This window comes from Yersinia sp. LJYL362, from assembly GCF_048323875.1.
The window spans coordinates 1-17,486 of record NZ_JBLWEX010000284.1 but is presented as its reverse complement, the minus strand read 5'-3'; the positions used below and the strand labels follow the sequence as shown (position 1 = coordinate 17,486).

Sequence of the window (17,486 nt, the reverse complement as noted above, 5' to 3'; positions counted from 1 at the left end):
GGTAACCCCTTGATTCACAGTGCTATCAACAGCTTTGTTATTGACCTTTAGGTTTATAGGTATAACCCTTTTTTTAATCACATACTTAGTCGGCTAAATAAATTGAATTCACCACAAAATAACTCATTCAAACCTATGGTAAAAACAGCAGTGATCTTTTTGGTGCTACTGCTTGTGGGATCAAGTCTCATCTATTTTGGCTCAAGAAATGATGCCGTCTCGGTGGCGAAAAGCATCAAATCAGGGGTGTTAACGGCTGATGAAATCAATATTGCATTTGAAAATGTGGGCGGAAAACTAATCAGTCGCAAGGTTCAGGAATCTCAGCAGGTGAAAAAGGGGGACGTCCTGATGGTGCTGGATGAGGTCGATACTGACATTGCCATTGAACGTCTTAAGGCGGTTATTCGTTCTCAGGAGGCATTGATCCGTCAGGAGGAATCGGCTATCCGTATCGCCACCAATGAAACCACATTAACCGAGGTTTCATCCTGGCGTAAAATTGAAGAGATTCAGGCTACATTGAGCGCTGCCCGTGCCAGTGAAAATCTGGCACGCACGGATTTTAATCGCATTGCTAAGTTGCATAATACCGGCAGTGTTTCGCAATCGATGCTGGATAATGCCAACAGCAGTTTGACCACAACCCATGCCGCAGTGATACAAGCAGAGCGTCAATTGGCTTCAGCGATGATTGGCACGACACCAGCACAAATGAAAAATCTGTCAGAAAAAGAGAGTGCGCAGGGCATGACGCTACAGTCAATTGCCAACTCACGCGAATCTATCAAAAACCGCCAGAACATTCTGGATCAGTTACTGGCTCAATTAGATCAATCTCATGCAGAGCTCAGGCAACTTGAAGTCAATCGTCAACGGCTGACACTGACGGCACCTGCTAACGGTAAAGTCTTAAAACTCCTTTATCAACCCGGTGAAATGATCCCGGCAGGCGCACCGGCTGTGCTGTTAGAAACCGATCGCAAATACGTTGATATCTACGTTAATGAAAATATGGTCACCGCCTATCAGCCCGGAACCACCGTCACTGCACAGGTTCCGGCGCTTGATAGTCAGGTTCGTGGCGTGGTGCGATTTGCCAGCGCAGCACCATCGTTCGCTGACCTGCGCATGACGCGGGAACGAGGCCAGGCGGATTTAACTTCCTATCAAGTGCGTATCTATACCGAAGATAAACCACAGTTGCTGAGCGGGATGACACTTGAGGTAGATGATGCAGAACATCGTTAAGTCTATGTTGGATGAAGTTGGTGCCATGATGTCCGGCCATGTTATCCCTTACCACAAAGTCGCTATTGTGGTTGCGGCGGTTATTGCATTACTTTTCTCACTGGTGTTTTCTCACTCGACCGTATTTGAAGGCAAGATTGCGGTGATTGATCTGGATGCCTCTAATTATTCGACGGCGCTCATTCAAAAGATAAATACATCGCCCTATATTGAAGTCACGCAAGTATTACATTCCCCGATGAATCCGGAAATATTGACAGCGCATGATAGGAATATTGGTGTGCTCTATATTCCCAAGGGACTGGAAAAAAGTCTGAAAACCGGTGATAGAACGGTACGACTTGGCTACTTTGCCGATCACAGTAACTCGGCACAAAATGCGGAGGTACTGCAAAACCTAAATGAATATATTCCAGAACTGGGTGCGGAATTAGGGGCCGAGCATATCGCCGGGTTAGGATTAGGGCGCGAGGGAACGGAAGCGGTGTTAAGCCCAATGCAGCTTAAAAACCGCCATCTTTTTAACCCAACCAATACCGCCACTAACTCAACCAGTATCGCTTTTGTCTATTTTTTCTCTTCACTCTTTTATGGGCTGGCGACACTGATGGTGGTTGGTCGATTAAAAGTGACAGGAGCCTGGGATCAAGCCGTGTTTAATCGGGGGCCGCTGGCGCTGATGTGCCGAATGGTACCTTATGCCTTCTTTTATACCACCGGTATTACTGTGGTGAGTGCGCTGTTGGTTACTTTTGGTCAACTTAGATTTGAGGGTAACTATTTTGCCTATCTGCCCACTATCTTTATGACCGGATTAGCTTTTGGTTGGCTGGCATTGATACTGTCCTGGTCGACGCAAAATCCGGGAGAAGGGGCCAGTTTGATGACATTTCTGGTGCCGCCTGGCTTTATTCTCGGTGGAGCGACGATGGCAGTGGGTTTTTTGCCGCTCTGGGCTTACTACATCAGCTATGCTTTCCCGCTAGTGTGGCAATATCGATTTTATCGTGACTTTGCTATGCGCGGGCAAACGTTGGCTCAGATGCTACCAACCTATGGCGCCTATCTGATCTTTTTGACCGTGATTGCGTCAGTGGTAGTACTGCTCTATTACCGCACAAAAAGACAGGTAGCAGCGGGCTAAATAAGCGCCCTCAATCCTGAGGAAATCAGGATTGAGGGCGGCATATATACTATTTTATCAGTTGGTCAAAATCTGAAGCATCATGGCGCTCAGCTAACTGCTCTTCTGGCGCTCCCCAGGTTTTATTGACGATACGACCGCGCTGGACAGCAGGGCGCTTACCAATGGTTTCGGTCCAACGTATCAGGTGAGTATAAGATTTAACATCCAAGAATTCACCCGCTTCATATTGTAAGCCCAGCACCAGATTGCCGTACCACGGCCAGATAGCGATATCCGCAATGGAATACTCATCTCCCGCAATATATTCATGAGTCGCGAGTTGTGTATTGAGCAAATCGAGCTGGCGCTTGGCCTCCATAGTGAAACGGTCGATGGCGTATTCAATTTTCACTGGCGCATAGTGATAAAAATGGCCGAAACCACCGCCCAAATAAGGGGCCGCACCTTGTAGCCAGAACAGCCAATTGAGTGCTTCGGTTCTGGCAGCAGGGGATTTTGGCAAGAAATGGCCGAATTTATCCGCCAAATACAGCAGAATAGCGCCAGACTCAAAAACCCTAACTGGTGGGGTGGTTGAATGGTCCATCAAGGCCGGGATTTTTGAATTTGGATTAACGGCAACAAACCCACTTGAGAACTGATCACCTTCACCGATACGAATCAGATGAGCATCATATTCCGCACCTTTCTCGCCCAAAGCTAACAACTCTTCCAACAAAATGGTGACCTTTTGACCATTCGGTGTGCCCATGGAATAAAGCTGTAAAGGGTGTTTGCCAACCGGCAGGTCAGCTTCGTATCTGGCACCGGCAGTCGGGCGATTGATTTTGGACCACACACCACCGCTGGCATTGTTTTCCGTCCAGACTTTAGGTGGTTGATATTCGTTATCTTTCATCGTAGATGACCTTATTTGAGAATGAAGACGAACTGAATAATACTCATAGTGATTATGCCTCAATCATAAAGAATAACAGGGATAATATTTCTGTCACCCGCTTCAGCCCAATAATTAAGTTAATAAATGAATGGCAAATAATATTTTATATATAAAAATCCACCTTATACATAATTAAATGCTGTTACTGCCGGGTAAACCATCTTGCAAGCGAGAATTCTGTTGGATAGACTTTTCAGGATATCTGGTCAATCGCAATGTCATTGTCGAATTCGTAAATTCTTTTTTGTGCTACAGCAAAACTGAGGAGGTAGAGTTGATCATGGATGAAAAAAAGCAAAACAGCCCAATAACACATAACGCACTGAGTCAAAAAGATTTAATTGTAGAATCTTTAAACTCACTGCCGCTGATTTCCATCATGGAATACAGTCATGAACCTTGGGTGGTGCGAGATTGCCAGTCGCGTTACGTGTATATTAATCAAGCGGGCCTGGACTTTTTAAGTTTACCCCCAGATTTCGATATAGAGGGAAGGTTAGATGACGAATGTCCCGCTGATTGGGCGGAATTCGCGGCACAATATCAAGAAAATGATAGAAAAGCAGAAAAAGCGGGAAAACGCGTGGCCATTATTTCAACCCATTTTTATGGTCGCGACAAAATATTAGAACCCTGGTATTTACCCCGATTTCCTATTTACAATAAAAGCGGTGAGTGTATAGGAACATTAACCAATGCTAGTAAGTTAAATTTTATTTCTCTTTCCCAATATGTAAACCGTAATACTCCTTCTGTATTAACACTGACCCCGCCAACCGACCTGTTCAACGAGATGGAACTTGAGGTGATTTTTTTCATATTACAACCCATGACGGTTAAAATGGTCGCCAAAAGGCTTTTTTTATCACACCGGACAGTAGAAAATAAATTACAGCGGCTCTACGAGAAAGCAGGAGTCGGATCTTTAAATATGTTTAGAGAGTATTGTGGCAACATAGGGTTAGATTTATATATTCCCCCCAGGTTTGTAAAACCCAACATTCAGGCTCTGTAATTGAGTCCGGTGACCATTTTGAATGGTCACCTTTAATTTGCAGGGTAATAGTGGCACAAAACGAATTTATTGGGTCGCGTCATACAGCACTTTTGATGCTTCTTTGACTTGCCGTTCAAGAATATTAAGCGTCTTGGATAATACATTTTCTTGTTCTGTAAACCATTGATCTTTATCAGGAAGAGAAGTGGCCAGCCGCCATGACTCTTCACCCTCCAGAGCTTTCAGTTCGTGTAATATCGCGTCAATTTGTTTTCTGACTTCATCGATTTTACGCCGCAACCGCTCAAGATCATCAATAAGATCACTGGCCATCAATGGCTCAAGTCCTTGTTTTAAACTCTCCAGCAATGCGTGAATAGCAGGGAAGTCACCACGTTGGCGGGCTTGGTTGAGCTGAACCATCAGCTGATGAGCTTTTTCTTTAAACTCATCAGCGACTAAATCTGGATGGCAGAGCCGGCTGGCTTGCCGCCACAACCGTTTGAGTTCCTGACGCTGGTGAGAAGAAAGTTTCTTGTCATTATTAAGCCGCTGCTCGGCATCTGTTTGTTTTTCCTGATAACTTTCATATTTCTCTTTGGCTTCTTCACGTGCCTTGCGCGTTGATTCAGTGTTGCGCGTACAAAAGGTGTTTTCCAACTCTTTAATTTCAGTCAGTAATGCGTTAATTAATTCTGCCTGTTGCTGAATTCGGTTTCTTATCTCAATAGATTCATTGGAAACAGAAGGGAGCTCCAACCAACGCTGTTTTAATGCAGCAAGCTCATCTATCGCCTGAGAGATATACTGCTGACAGTTGCGATAATCGCGTTCTCTGCGGCGAGCTTCAGCCTCGGCTTTGCGCAAGGTACTTTCCGCCAACTGTTTGCGCAAATTAAGAATTTGCTTCATCAACGGGCCGAGACGCACCAGGTAAAGGTCATTAAAATCATCTAGCAACTGAATACGTTCATTACGTTTATCGATTAAATCGCTTAACTGTTCCTCCAGCGCTTTCAACTCAAGCTTGCAAGCCGACAGTTCGATATCTTGCCACTGCGTGACTCCTTGTTTGCTTCCCAGCCACGCAGAAATAGCCTCCAGAGCATGGGTGAATTTTCCCTGTTCGATCGCCATGACGATAAAAACCAGTACGGCATCTTGAGTTTCACCTTTAAGATAAGGGAGTTGATGTCGAATAATGTCGTCATCTTCAAGCTCAATACCGCTTTTAATGATCTCAAGCCGTTTAATGAGTTTTTTCATAAATATAGAATTTGCTGATCGCTAGACAGAATACCTACATACTAAACAACGGCTTCACATTGTTCCAGATGAATGAGGAGTGATTCGGTCAGGATGCTCAGATAGTTAGGCGGGCATGTGCTATAAGTCACATTCGACGCGCCGCAGGCAAAATCACAATGAATGTTAAGGGTAGAGAGTCACTACATTCCAATACTGCTACGCGAATTCTGCATCACTGTGGTACTGCAAAAAGTATAGAATTCACGTAGCGCGATCGTGTAAATATTATCGTTTAAATTCAATTAATTAAAATTTACGTCGCTTCAATTTGCGGTTTAGATAAACTCTCTAACCCATTGCACAGCAAAATATTGAAATAGCGTTTTAAAAAACGTAAGATCTCAAATCACTCCGAATATTAAGCAATCCAAAGTTACCAAAATGAATAAATACCAAGATCGCGATAGCACGGCGACCGCTAATAACATTCAGTTCGGGGAAAAATGAGTGAATCTGACTACCTCCATCTCATCTTCTCGGCATCCGTTTCACTATGCACCGTTTAGAAATTTATTCTTCGCCCGGCTTCTCACTGTATTAGGCAATGGCATTGCACCTATCGCATTGGCTTTTGCTGTATTGGATATTGGCGGTTCCGCCACCGATTTAGGCTTAGTTGTTGCTGCGCGCTCAATTTTCAATGTGGCCTTTTTATTGATTGGTGGGGTACTGGCGGATCGCTATTCCCGGAGTATTGTTTTGTTATCTTCCTCTACCATTGCTGCATTGTCCCAGGGGGTGGTTGCCTGGTTGGTACTTGATGGAAGCGCGACAATCATGGGATTAGCTGTACTGGGAACGATTAATGGCGCAGCTGCGGGCATCGCACTACCAGCTTCTTCGGCCATGGTTCCGCAGACAGTACCTGCGCATAACCTCAGGGCGGCGAACGCTTTTATTCAAGTGGGTGTCTATGCTGGAACGATAATTGGTGCCTCATTGGGCGGCATTCTGACCAGCACTATCGGGCCGGGATGGGGCTTGGCGGTTGATGCTTTGGGATTTGCCGCCGCAGCACCGTTATATTTCTTTATTCGCGTCAATTCAACACAGTCTTTGGAATCGAATACCAACATTTTGCAAGATCTGCGCGATGGTTGGAAAGAGTTCATTGCCCGTTCATGGGTTTGGGCTATCGTCGCCCAGTTTACGATTATTAATGCGGCTTTTAGTGGCGTAGTGATGATTCTTGGCCCAATCATTGCCGATGCATCATTTGGCAGGGCAGGTTGGGGCATTATTGTTGCAGCGGAGAGCGTTGGTCTGATTGTAGGTTCATTTCTTGCTCTACGCTGGCGTCCACGGCGCGACCTATTTATTGGTGTCATATTAGTTTCGCTTTGCGCTGTACCTATCGTGCTACTCAGTATGATTTCGTCGACATTTGTTCTAATGGCTGGTTTCTTTATTGCTGGCGTCGGCTTTGGGCAGTTCGGCGTGGTTTGGGCCAATTCGCTACAAACGCATATTCCTGCCGATAAACTTGCACGAGTTTATGCCTATGATGCGATGGGGTCATTTGTGGCGATCCCGGTTGGAGAACTGGCAGCCGGACCGCTGGCTATGCATTACGGCAACTCAACGGTTTTGTTAGCCGCCGCCGTTGCTGTGGTGATAGCAACAATCGCGGCCAGTTTTACTCCGGCGATTCGGCAGCTTGATAATACGTCCAAGGTTAAAGAGCAGCACACATACATTTAATGTAATGGCCAACAGATAGAAAAGGAGAGGCCACTGAACGAAAACCCAGATGATGATTAGTATGGTATGTGTGCCGATACTTAATTTAACATAATATACATTATGCGCACCAAAGTAAGGATAGGCAGGATCCGTGGTTTAACCGGTCGTTCACAACACATCATCATCCATACTGATAACCTAAGACTCATCTCCAATCTGTATATTGGGTATCTGACAATGCTTTTCTCCAGATTTGCGCATCTGCAAATTACACAGACCAATCGATGACATCCATGACGCCCTTTTGTTTTATTCTTTCATCTGCTGTGCAATTATCCGAAAGACTACCCGTTCGACTGGCTAAAATAGAACATGAGAACAATACTTAGTATGGTTTCATATGTTGTTAATTATTTTTTGCAGAGGAATATTATGAAAATATTGAAAACAATGGCAATGCTGGTTGTTCTGGGTACATTCTCTTCCGCTGTCATATCAGCCGAATTACTCACAAAGGAAGAACTCAATAATAATCCGCAGCAGTATGAAAAAATCGGCAATATCGTTACTGCTAATGAATTAGCCACCATGGATGCTAAAGCTGAGTTGTCCAAAAAGGCCGATGAATTAGGCGGAGATTATTATGTAATTACCTCAGCAAACACAGATAATAAGATTCACGCCACGGCTGATGTGTACAAGAAAAAGTAGCGATGAAGATTCAAGTATTAACGTTAAAGCTGGCTGTTATATTTACAGCCAGCTTTGTCTTAGAGCACCGCATGTGCTACGTGACGTTGTCACAATAAATCCCCCTTTTTAATCCTACATTAATCCGGTATGCTCGAAATATGTCATCAGATTCTCCGGATTTGAAACGTGATTTCATTGTTTACATCAACACGTCTGTTTTTCGTTAGATCAGTGGGTTACCAAAATTTATCCTGGTCTGTAACATGAACCAGGTTAACGCTATCACCTCGTCAAAAGTACCTGGCCCTGCTCTACCCTTATTGGTCGCGGGCGCTTTCTTTATGGAAAACCTGGATGCGACAGTGATTGTTACCGCTATGCCGCAAATGGCTTCAGCATTTGCTGTGCATCCTATTGATATGAATATTGGTATTTCTGCTTATATTCTTACTCTGACGGTGTTTATTCCTGCCAGTGGTTGGATTGCCAATCGCTTTGGTGCGCGCAATGTTTTTACCACCGCCATGGTTATTTTCACATTGGCTTCAGTGCTCTGTGCCTTAAGCGCGGATCTTGCAACATTCACTGCCGCCAGAGTTTTACAGGGATTTGGCGGCGCGATGATGGTGCCGGTCGGCCGACTAATTGTCTTGCGCAATACCTCCAAAGCGGATCTGATTAAAGCTATCGCGACCATTACCTGGCCGGGCTTAGTCGCCCCGATTCTCGGGCCTCCCGTCGGTGGATTTCTAACCACCTATGCATCCTGGCATTGGATATTTATCTTAAATGTTCCGCTGGGTATGCTGGGATTATGGCTGGCATGGCGGCTTATCCCACAGGAACCACCACAAAAAGAGACACCTTTCGATATGCTGGGTTTCTTGTTAACCGGCTCAGCTTGTTTCAGCCTAATGTTTGGGCTGGAGTTATTTAATCACCAAACTTTATCACGCTGGATTCCTTTGTTGTGTATTAGTGCCAGTCTGCTATTAGGTGGTTTGGCGGTTTATCACGCCAAACGGCAGATTACGCCGCTGATTGACCTGTGGGCCTTACGTATAAAAAGTTACAGTGTCACAATCTGGAGTGGGAGTTTGTACCGCATCGCGATCGGTGCCGTGCCCTTTTTACTGCCGTTACTGTTCCAGATTGGATTTGGCATGAGCGCTTTTCATGCTGGTTTATTAGTGCTGGCCGTTTTTGCCGGTAACTTGATGATGAAGCCTTTTACTTCAGCCATCTTATATCGCTTCCGTTTCCGTTCTACCTTATTGGTCAATGGGTTACTTAATGCGGTCACTATCTTCTCTTGTGCGCTGATCACCCCAGAAACACCTTATGTATTGATTATATTGCTGCTATTTGTCAGCGGATTAACGCGGTCAATGCAGTTTACCGCACTCAATACCTTGGCCTATTCTGAAATTCCAGCACCGAAAATGGGCGGTGCCAATACCTTTTCCAATATGATTCAGCAGTTGGCGATGGGACTGGGTATTGCTATCGGCGCTCTGGCTCTGCGTATCGCAGAGTGGTTCCATCCCTATCGGGCAGGAATGATCCCATTGGAAAACTTCCAGATAGCATTTGTGGTTATTGGTGTGGTCGCATTACTATCGATAGTGGATACATTAACACTTAGCCGTGATGCGGGTGATGAAGTGCGGAAAAGACCGTCCAGACTGAAATGAATGAAAGCTGGACAATGGCGTCTCTCAGTACTTAAGAGTATGTTATTCATATCAAATTATTGGCAACGAAAAATAAGGAATAAATATGATCGTTTTCGTTACAGGCGCGACCTCCGGGTTTGGTGAAGCTATCGCCCGCAAATTTATCAGTCACGGTCATCAGGTTATTGCTACTGGCCGTCGTCAGGAGCGGTTGGACGAATTGAAAACTGAGCTGGGCGAACAACTGCATACTGTGCAGTTAGATGTCCGTAATCGCGCGGTGATTCAACATGTTATTGACGAACTCCCCGCTGAGCTGAAAAATATTGATGTGCTGGTGAATAATGCAGGTTTAGCATTAGGCTTGGAACCGGCTCATAAAGCCAATGTTGAAGATTGGGATACGATGATTGATACCAATACCAAAGGTTTGGTGAATATGACGCGTGCATTACTCCCTGAGATGGTGGCACGCGATGTCGGCCATATTATTAATATTGGTTCTACTGCCGCTAACTGGCCTTACGCTGGCGGTAATGTGTATGGCGCGACCAAAGCCTTTGTTAAGCAATTCAGTCTGGGTCTGCGAGCCGACTTACATGGTACACACATTCGCGTCACGGATATTGAGCCTGGTATGGTGGGTGGCACGGAATTCTCTGCGGTGCGTTTTAAAGGCGATGGCGAGAAAGTGAATAAGACCTACGATGGCGCTAACCCATTAATACCAGAAGATGTTGCCGAAGCGGTATATTGGGTGGCCACATTGCCTGCTCGCGTCAATATTAATACCTTAGAAATGATGCCGGTCAGCCAATCTTTTGCCGGATTGAGCATTCACCGCGAAGGTTAACCTGTGTTTGGGGCGTTCACCGCCCCACCCTTAATTGACCCGCCAGCCTGCAACAATAATCAACATCCCGACCAGCGCTACTCCCGCACCAACCCAATCAAACAGAGATAACTTCACGCCATCAACCACTCTCAGCCAAATTAGCGCCGTCGCCACATAAACACCGCCGTAAGCCGCATAGACCCGACCACTGGCGGCAGGATGCAAGGTTAATAACCACACAAACAGCGCCAGACTGGCGGCTGCGGGTAGTAATAACCACATGCTTGCCCCTTTGCGCAGCCATAAGTAAGGCAAAAAACAGCCAATAATTTCAGCCAATGCAGTGACAAAAAATAGCAATGACGTCTTTAACATGCACATATCCCTTTTGATACTGCTTTTAAAAACAACCACACATAGTGCGAGAGGTTAATGACAAAGTGCCCGTCACGGTGAAAACAGGCAGATCGTAAAGACGCCGTACTTCTTTTGTTAAAACAAGCATCCTTGTAGGCTCGAGCCGCGCCATCCATGGCGCGGACGCTTTACTCTTCTACCTGTCCTCACCTTACAAGATCGAGTCGTTGGGTTTTGTCAGCAATCGGACACACCTGGTGTGCTTAATTTACTTATGTTGCCTGAATATCCATTCGCGCACCGGTTCGATGTTGTAGGCAACACGCCAGGTATTTCTATGCCCGGAAGCGCCGGCCATTGATTCACCTGCGGGTACCACGGTTCCTGTACGAAAAGTAATGTAGTTAATCGACGCATTTTCAGCATCAATTTTTTCGAATGCACGACGAAATTGTTCCGCATCCCAGGTTCCATCCCAGACGGCCTCAGCAACTTTTGCGCCTTCTTTTTTCAACACATCAATAATGGCATTCTGTCCCGGCCAAGCCTTGTCATCATCCTGGGAAACAATAATCCACAGTTTCTGGCCTGCCAACGACTTGACCAGTGCGGGATCCCACTGCCCAGCCACCAACAATGATGCAGCAAAAAGATCAGGGTATTTGATATTCATAGCAATTGACATCATGCAGCCACCGGATTGCCCAGTCACATAAAGACGATTGCGATCAATATTATACTGCTGGCACAGAGCATTAATCAGATCGATGGTGGTATCCAGCATATCTGACGTCTGCGAATTATCATCAGCGATGATTTCAGCATACTGCGGTGCCAGAATAAAACAGGGCCGCTGGGCTTGATCTGCTGGCGATGCCCAAGAGATAGCCCCTAATCCCTGAAACAATGTGGTTTGGGTTACATCACTGGTTGCCCCGGCATCATGCATAAACAACACCAGTGGCCATGCGTGTTCTTGGGTGTAACCTGCTGGAACATATAAATTGTATTTTAGTGTTTTTCCGGTCTTAGGATCTCGGTATTCCAGTTGTTTAAAATCATCAACAATGAGGTTTTTCACCTTATCAGTCGCCAGCTCTTTTTCTTTCGGCAAAATAGCCTGACCGGAAACGGTATGAAGTTCAGATAGTTGGGTAAATGATGCCGCTGCCGCCGGATAGACCGTGTCATAAACCGGTATGTCCCCTGCCTTACCTGGCCCGACTTGCCCTGGATTCTCACTTTTATCTTTTTTAGGTTGCGGCAACTTTTCAGCTAAAGCGGCGTTTTTATCTTCCGGCGATAAAGCGATGATGACATATTCCCCGCTTGGCGCTTTATCTGCCGGATCCGCTGAATGGCTGGTAAATACATCGGTAACAGTACGACCTTCAACCGTGAAATCCGTTGGCTTCAGCTCCTTACCATTGACGGGCTGATTGTATTGTACCGCAACCCCTGTCAAGCGGACACCGTCACCATAAACCTGAGTAATTGCAGTTCCATCTACGACAGTCGGCTGTTGGTTGGCGCTGGTTTTATTGGCACTTGCCGCAAAAACCGGTGCGCTGAATTTGAGCACAATGCCCAGCCCTGCCACCATCGTCAGAAATTCACGCCGTGTTTTCATAACGAACCTCCTTCTCTACTTGTCGATAGCCCAAAATGGCTATATGACCTACGTGAGAACACCTGATAATACGTCAGCTGTTGTTGACTGGTTTATATACCGTGACCAATGATATAATTTTCTCTCGCTGATGGTGTGCCAGTAAATTATATGATGATTTCGCATCACCGACTCATAAAGGACTTAAGACGATGAAAATAACTAGCTTGCCCCGCCTGATGCGCGTTTTTCTCCCCGTAGCGCTGCTGGCTTTGCCGCTGGCATGGCAAACCACCGCGTTGGCACAATCAGCAACCTGTACTGGGAGTAGCACCTGCGTTTCTGTTGGCGGGAACAATGACCCAATGTCAAAAGAACAAGCGCGCCAAAGCCAGCAACAGTGGGATGATACCCATCGCTTGCGTAATAAAGTGAATAACCGGGTCGAGAAGAATTTTGATAAATACGATCGTGCCGAAGACGCAAAAGACAATTGCGATCGTAGCGCAAACTTTAATGCCTATTGGGAACCGAACACTGAACGTTGCCTGGATCGTCTATCCGGTCGCCAGATTAATCCGTAATTGTCGGTAATGGCTCGGATTGACTTGAGGTTATATCAACCAGAGCTATTCTTACGTTAGGCAAGCTATTCATCCACATAAGGATTTTATGATGAAAAAAACGCTTATTATCGGCACATTGTTATTATCTCTGGCCCCTTTGGCTGCTTTAGCATCATGTGAAAGTGTCAAAGCAGATATCACGCAAAAGATTATCAATAATGGCGTGCCTGAATCTGGTTTTAAACTGGATATCGTCCCTAACGATCAGGTACAAAATGCGGGTGGGCAAGTAGTTGGGCATTGTGAAAATGATACTCAGAAGATTGTTTATACGCGTATAACTGACAGCGAATAATCTTTTGACTCGTATAGGGTGCACTTTTGAGTGCACCCTACTGTATTTACCTTCATTTGACATCAATGTGCGCGGATTAATGCCATGATTTATTTGTTAATCAATCACCTCGGAGATTCATCGTCTGCAATGCTGGCTGAGTTTTGGTAAAGTTATTAACGACTTTCTCCATCTCAGATCCGGATAATCCTTTATTTTGCAGGTATGCCGCTGAATGTGGCACTGGTGGTGTTCCACCTAAATCACAAAAAAACTCTCCGGCGGGATTATCGGGAAACGCTGCTTTACAATTCGTATAGCAAGCTTGATGTTGATGCATACAAGCAAATGCAGGAGCAGTCAGTGGCAGGAGAACGAATAACATTAACATTCTGTATTTCATATAGACCTCGAGACAACTATTTATATAAAACTTTATGGAACGCCCTCAACTCAGTTTTAAATACTACGCCTTGTACTAACCAGTTCTTATGAAATAAGCAGCGATCTATCAATAAAGGTTTTTTATACTCATTTGTAGATATTAAAATCATCATCCTGAATGACTTTTAATGTCACACCTCGAGTTAGAGTATTGATAAAATGAACAAATATTCGCTAGCTATTATCTTGCTCACCATTAACAATGGTTTTCCCTAAACTTGCCACCAGTTGCTTTATATGAAACGGCCTGCCCATTGGTATTACTATCGCGCCATGCTGCGCCGCCTGATGATTGCCATCATGCTGGGCATCATTTCTGCGCTAATTGTCTGGTTGTTCCATCAAGCGATGTTGGGGCTTGAGTGGTTATTATTTACCCGTACCGACGGCAGCCTGGTTGCGGCGGCATCTTCTATTAGTGGCTGGCGGCGCGCATTAACCCCCGCATTAGGGGGATTGGCTGCGGGCTCATTATTGTGGGTATATCAGCGTTATCAACATCGAAAACCCAGTGCCCCCACCGATTATATGGAAGCGATTGAAACCGGTGATGGTCGATTAGATGTTTCTGCCAGCCTGGTCAAATCGCTGGCTTCATTACTGGTGGTATCCAGCGGCAGTGCCATTGGTCGTGAAGGTGCTATGGTGCTGTTGGCGGCACTGTTCGCTTCTGTATTTGCTCAGCGCTATGCAAAACCTAAGGAATGGAAACTGTGGGTCGCTTGTGGTGCCGCTGCCGGTATGGCCAGTGCCTACCATGCCCCACTGGCCGGTAGCTTATTTATTGCGGAGATTCTATTCGGTACATTAATGCTGGCTTCCCTTGGGCCGGTGGTGATTGCTGCTGTCAGTGCATTGCTCACCACCAACCTGTTACATGGTGGGCAAGAAACGCTGTATCAAGTACAGGTGCTGCCATCCCCGTGGCCGATACAATATCTGCTAATGGCACTATTGGGATTATTCGCCGGTTTCTGTGGGCCACTGTTCCTTAAAGGTATGACAGCCAGTGGGCATGCATTTCGTTCCCTGAATTTATCACCGCCGCTGCAATTGGCTCTGGGTGGAATGATTGTCGGGCTGTTATCACTCATTTTCCCTGAAGTCTGGGGCAATGGTTACAGTGTGGTGCAATCATTATTGACCACCCCGCCAGGAATTTTGTTAATGGGCGGTATTTTGGTTTGTAAGTTGTTGGCGGTACTGGCCAGTAGCGGTTCGGGTGCTCCCGGTGGGGTATTTACGCCAACACTGTTTGTTGGTGCGGCGTTGGGGATGTTATGCGGTCAAATATTTGCCTGGTGGCCCATGTTGGGTGACAATATTGCGTTATTAATGGCATTAACGGGCATGGCGACATTACTGGCTGCGACCACTCATGCCCCTATTATGGCGGCGCTAATGGTGTGCGAAATGACAGGAGCCTATACCCTGTTGCCAGGGCTACTATTATCCTGTGTTATTTCGACAACAATAGCCCGTTGGTTACGCCCTATTTCGGTATATCACTCACGCTAAATTAAAGTTTGATGGATATATTACTGGGCTATTGCGGTGAGATCTAAATACTTTGCTAGCGGCTTTTGTTCTGCATGGGGCAAATAAGGTAGTTGCCCTAATTGTGGTGCAGGTAAACGTTCGCGTAACATTGCTATAGTTTCAGCGTAATGTGCCAGTCCTGGATTAATACGATTGGCAACCCAGCCTAATAATGGCAATCCATCATTGAGAATAGCTTGAGCAGTTAATAAGGCATGATTAATACAACCTAATTTAATCCCAACCACCAAAATCACCGGTAATTGTTCTTGAATTACCCAGTCAGAATAAAAACGTTGGTCATTCATCATCACTTTCCAGCCACCGCAACCCTCAACGACAACGGTATCGGCTTTAGTTGATAATCGCTGCAATCCTTCCGTCATTTTATGGTAATTAATCAGGGTGTCGGAGCAGGCATGGATAACATCCCCCGCCAGTGGGTATGGGTTAACTTCCTGATAATCCACTTCAATAGAGGATGAAGCTTGTAAAATCAGTGCATCTTGGTTGCGTAATCCTTCGGGAGTTTCTTTGCTCTCCGTCGCCACTGGCTTATAGCCAACAGCTGTTCTGCCATTTTGGCTTAAGGCCTGAAGTAAGGCCCGTGACACAACAGTTTTACCAACAGCAGTGTCGGTACCCGTCACAAAAACACGCGTTAACATAACAATACTCCGCAATCTGGCCACTTCGACTCACGTCTTTCCGCCTAATATTAGCGAAATTGGTAACATAGATAAAAGTCTAGGCGATGCCGACCACAGACAGCTTGCGTTAGCGCAATGTTTTGCCGAACTGAGAGAGGTTTTTAGCGGATAACGCTCAATAATATGGGGAATACACCCAATATACCCACTAATAATTAACTCTTAATTATTAGTAATGCCCTATCCTTGCAGTAATTTCACCAATAAAGAGCCATTATATAACGCTTCTTTTACCAGAGCAGCCCCCGGCATTGTCCCTTGATTAAAAAATGCCGTTGGCTCAACCAAAATATGCTCGCTATAAGCAGGTAGGGCTTGTTGGCGAATACAAGATGCAATGGCGGGATGCAGAATAGAAGCCGCTTTATTTAATGGTGAGCCGACCAGAATCTTTTCCGGATTAAATAAATTGACCATAATGGCAATAATGCGCCCGACACTGTGGCCAACGCCCAAAATAATATCTTTGGCCAATTGATCACCGGCCAAAGCCGCATCACATAAAGATTCAACCGTCAGTGGTGAGCCATGTAATAACGAACTCATTGAGCCATTTAATCGCTGCTGGGCAATTTCCAGCATATTCTCGATACTGGCAACCGTCTCCAGGCAACCATGATTACCGCAATAACAACGTTTGCCATAAGGGTCAACTTGAGTATGGCCAATTTCAACCACACTGCGGCTGCCTGCGTGTAATACCCTACCCGCAGTAATAACCCCTGCACCGACATTATGGTCAATCACCACTTGAATCACATTCTGACAGCCACGCGAAGCGCCATACAAGGCCTCTGCCATCGTCCAGGCGCAAATATCATGTTGCAGATAAACCGGTAATCCCGTTCGCTGCTCCAATGCCGGGCCAAGTAGCATCTCGTCCACGTCATAAAATGGCATTTTATGCACAATGCCCGCCGGTGCATCGATGATGCCGGGCATGGTAATGGCGATAGCTGTCAGCCTTTCAAGTTTTTCCTGATGGCGGATAAAGAATTGATCGACTTCGCTGAGAATTCGATTGAGTAAGGGCTCTGAGTGGCTATCTGGTAGGGGAATTTGATCTTCAACCACCAGTTTACTGCTGAGGTCACGCAGCGCGAGAGTTATCGAACCCCGGCTAATCCGTCCGGAAACATAATGCCAAGCCTCGGTATCCAGAACCAAACCAATTGCTGGCCGTCCACGACTACCAACATCTTGATATTCGGTTTCTTTTACCAAATGAGCTTCAACTAATTCCCGCACAATCTTGGTGATACTGGCGGGGGCCAATTGCGCCCTCTTAGACAGTTCAATACGGGATATCGGGCCGAACAAATCAATCAGCCGATAAACGGCCCCTGCATTGGTCTGCTTGATTTGATCAATATGCCCAGGCTGTCCATCCGTTATCA

Annotated in this window: 17 protein-coding genes; 10 read left to right on the top strand and 7 right to left on the bottom strand. The window is 45.8% G+C overall.

Annotation, left to right across the window (positions count from 1 at the left end; all coding sequences use genetic code 11):
- Positions 1 to 222: 222 nt before the first annotated feature.
- Positions 223 to 1,251: an HlyD family secretion protein gene (locus tag ACNSO8_RS18975; protein WP_050159473.1), complete on the top strand. Its 1,029-nt coding sequence runs from the start codon at positions 223 to 225 to the stop codon at positions 1,249 to 1,251.
- The gene (locus ACNSO8_RS18970) at positions 1,235 to 2,395 is read left to right on the top strand and encodes an ABC transporter permease (RefSeq protein WP_019079424.1); all 1,161 of its coding nucleotides are present in this window, start codon (positions 1,235 to 1,237) and stop codon (positions 2,393 to 2,395) included. The genes ACNSO8_RS18975 and ACNSO8_RS18970 overlap by 17 nt, the downstream gene beginning before the upstream one ends.
- Positions 2,396 to 2,444: 49 nt before the next feature.
- Here ACNSO8_RS18970 and yghU read toward each other — a convergent pair whose 3' ends face one another.
- Positions 2,445 to 3,296, bottom strand: a complete 852-nt coding sequence (gene yghU / locus ACNSO8_RS18965; RefSeq protein ID WP_019079425.1) for a glutathione-dependent disulfide-bond oxidoreductase — start codon at positions 3,294 to 3,296, stop codon at positions 2,445 to 2,447.
- A 322-nt stretch (positions 3,297 to 3,618) separates the two neighbouring features.
- Between yghU and ACNSO8_RS18960 the strand changes: the two genes are divergently transcribed.
- Positions 3,619 to 4,353, top strand: a complete 735-nt coding sequence (locus tag ACNSO8_RS18960; protein ID WP_418395527.1) for a helix-turn-helix transcriptional regulator — start codon at positions 3,619 to 3,621, stop codon at positions 4,351 to 4,353.
- A 66-nt stretch (positions 4,354 to 4,419) separates the two neighbouring features.
- Here ACNSO8_RS18960 and ACNSO8_RS18955 read toward each other — a convergent pair whose 3' ends face one another.
- Positions 4,420 to 5,601, bottom strand: coding sequence for a DNA repair protein (locus ACNSO8_RS18955; protein WP_418395526.1), 1,182 nt, complete (start codon positions 5,599 to 5,601; stop codon positions 4,420 to 4,422).
- 489 nt (positions 5,602 to 6,090) lie between these two features.
- Here ACNSO8_RS18955 and ACNSO8_RS18950 point away from each other — a divergent pair, with 489 nt between their 5' ends.
- The 4 genes from ACNSO8_RS18950 to ydfG all read left to right on the top strand — a co-directional run bounded on the left by ACNSO8_RS18950 (position 6,091) and on the right by ydfG (position 10,548).
- Positions 6,091 to 7,344, top strand: a complete 1,254-nt coding sequence (locus ACNSO8_RS18950) for an MFS transporter (protein ID WP_019079428.1) — start codon at positions 6,091 to 6,093, stop codon at positions 7,342 to 7,344.
- A gap of 414 nt (positions 7,345 to 7,758) precedes the next feature.
- Positions 7,759 to 8,037: a DUF1471 family periplasmic protein YahO gene (gene yahO, locus ACNSO8_RS18945; RefSeq protein WP_005169775.1), complete on the top strand. Its 279-nt coding sequence runs from the start codon at positions 7,759 to 7,761 to the stop codon at positions 8,035 to 8,037.
- 245 nt (positions 8,038 to 8,282) lie between these two features.
- Positions 8,283 to 9,713, top strand: a complete 1,431-nt coding sequence (locus ACNSO8_RS18940; protein WP_019083121.1) for an MFS transporter — start codon at positions 8,283 to 8,285, stop codon at positions 9,711 to 9,713.
- Positions 9,714 to 9,798: 85 nt separating this feature from the next.
- Positions 9,799 to 10,548 (top strand): bifunctional NADP-dependent 3-hydroxy acid dehydrogenase/3-hydroxypropionate dehydrogenase YdfG, encoded by a 750-nt coding sequence (gene ydfG / locus ACNSO8_RS18935; protein ID WP_019079430.1) that lies wholly within the window; start codon positions 9,799 to 9,801, stop codon positions 10,546 to 10,548.
- A 30-nt stretch (positions 10,549 to 10,578) separates the two neighbouring features.
- Here the strand turns inward: ydfG and ACNSO8_RS18930 are convergent, their stop codons facing one another.
- Together ACNSO8_RS18930 and ACNSO8_RS18925 are read right to left on the bottom strand one after the other, a co-directional pair.
- The gene (locus ACNSO8_RS18930) at positions 10,579 to 10,905 is read right to left on the bottom strand and encodes a YnfA family protein (protein WP_005165757.1); all 327 of its coding nucleotides are present in this window, start codon (positions 10,903 to 10,905) and stop codon (positions 10,579 to 10,581) included.
- Positions 10,906 to 11,155: 250 nt separating this feature from the next.
- The gene (locus ACNSO8_RS18925) at positions 11,156 to 12,517 is read right to left on the bottom strand and encodes a prolyl oligopeptidase family serine peptidase (RefSeq protein WP_418395525.1); all 1,362 of its coding nucleotides are present in this window, start codon (positions 12,515 to 12,517) and stop codon (positions 11,156 to 11,158) included.
- Between the two features lie 191 nt (positions 12,518 to 12,708).
- Here ACNSO8_RS18925 and ACNSO8_RS18920 point away from each other — a divergent pair, with 191 nt between their 5' ends.
- Complete coding sequence (locus ACNSO8_RS18920) at positions 12,709 to 13,080, top strand: DUF1283 family protein (RefSeq protein ID WP_019079432.1); 372 nt, start codon at positions 12,709 to 12,711, stop codon at positions 13,078 to 13,080.
- 91 nt (positions 13,081 to 13,171) lie between these two features.
- Entirely contained in the window at positions 13,172 to 13,417 is a 246-nt protein-coding gene (locus ACNSO8_RS18915; RefSeq protein WP_019079433.1) for a DUF1161 domain-containing protein, read from the top strand.
- A 100-nt stretch (positions 13,418 to 13,517) separates the two neighbouring features.
- On the opposite strand, the gene ACNSO8_RS18910 is transcribed toward ACNSO8_RS18915, so the two are convergent.
- Positions 13,518 to 13,799 (bottom strand): hypothetical protein, encoded by a 282-nt coding sequence (locus ACNSO8_RS18910; protein WP_026017835.1) that lies wholly within the window; start codon positions 13,797 to 13,799, stop codon positions 13,518 to 13,520.
- Positions 13,800 to 14,077: 278 nt separating this feature from the next.
- Here ACNSO8_RS18910 and clcB point away from each other — a divergent pair, with 278 nt between their 5' ends.
- Complete coding sequence (gene clcB / locus ACNSO8_RS18905; RefSeq protein ID WP_418395524.1) at positions 14,078 to 15,358, top strand: voltage-gated ClC-type chloride channel ClcB; 1,281 nt, start codon at positions 14,078 to 14,080, stop codon at positions 15,356 to 15,358.
- Positions 15,359 to 15,378: 20 nt separating this feature from the next.
- Here the strand turns inward: clcB and bioD are convergent, their stop codons facing one another.
- Positions 15,379 to 16,047: a dethiobiotin synthase gene (gene bioD, locus ACNSO8_RS18900; protein WP_019079436.1), complete on the bottom strand. Its 669-nt coding sequence runs from the start codon at positions 16,045 to 16,047 to the stop codon at positions 15,379 to 15,381.
- A gap of 222 nt (positions 16,048 to 16,269) precedes the next feature.
- Entirely contained in the window at positions 16,270 to 17,484 is a 1,215-nt protein-coding gene (mlc, locus tag ACNSO8_RS18895; RefSeq protein ID WP_418395523.1) for an ROK family transcriptional regulator Mlc, read from the bottom strand.
- Between the last annotated feature and the right edge of the window lie 2 nt (positions 17,485 to 17,486).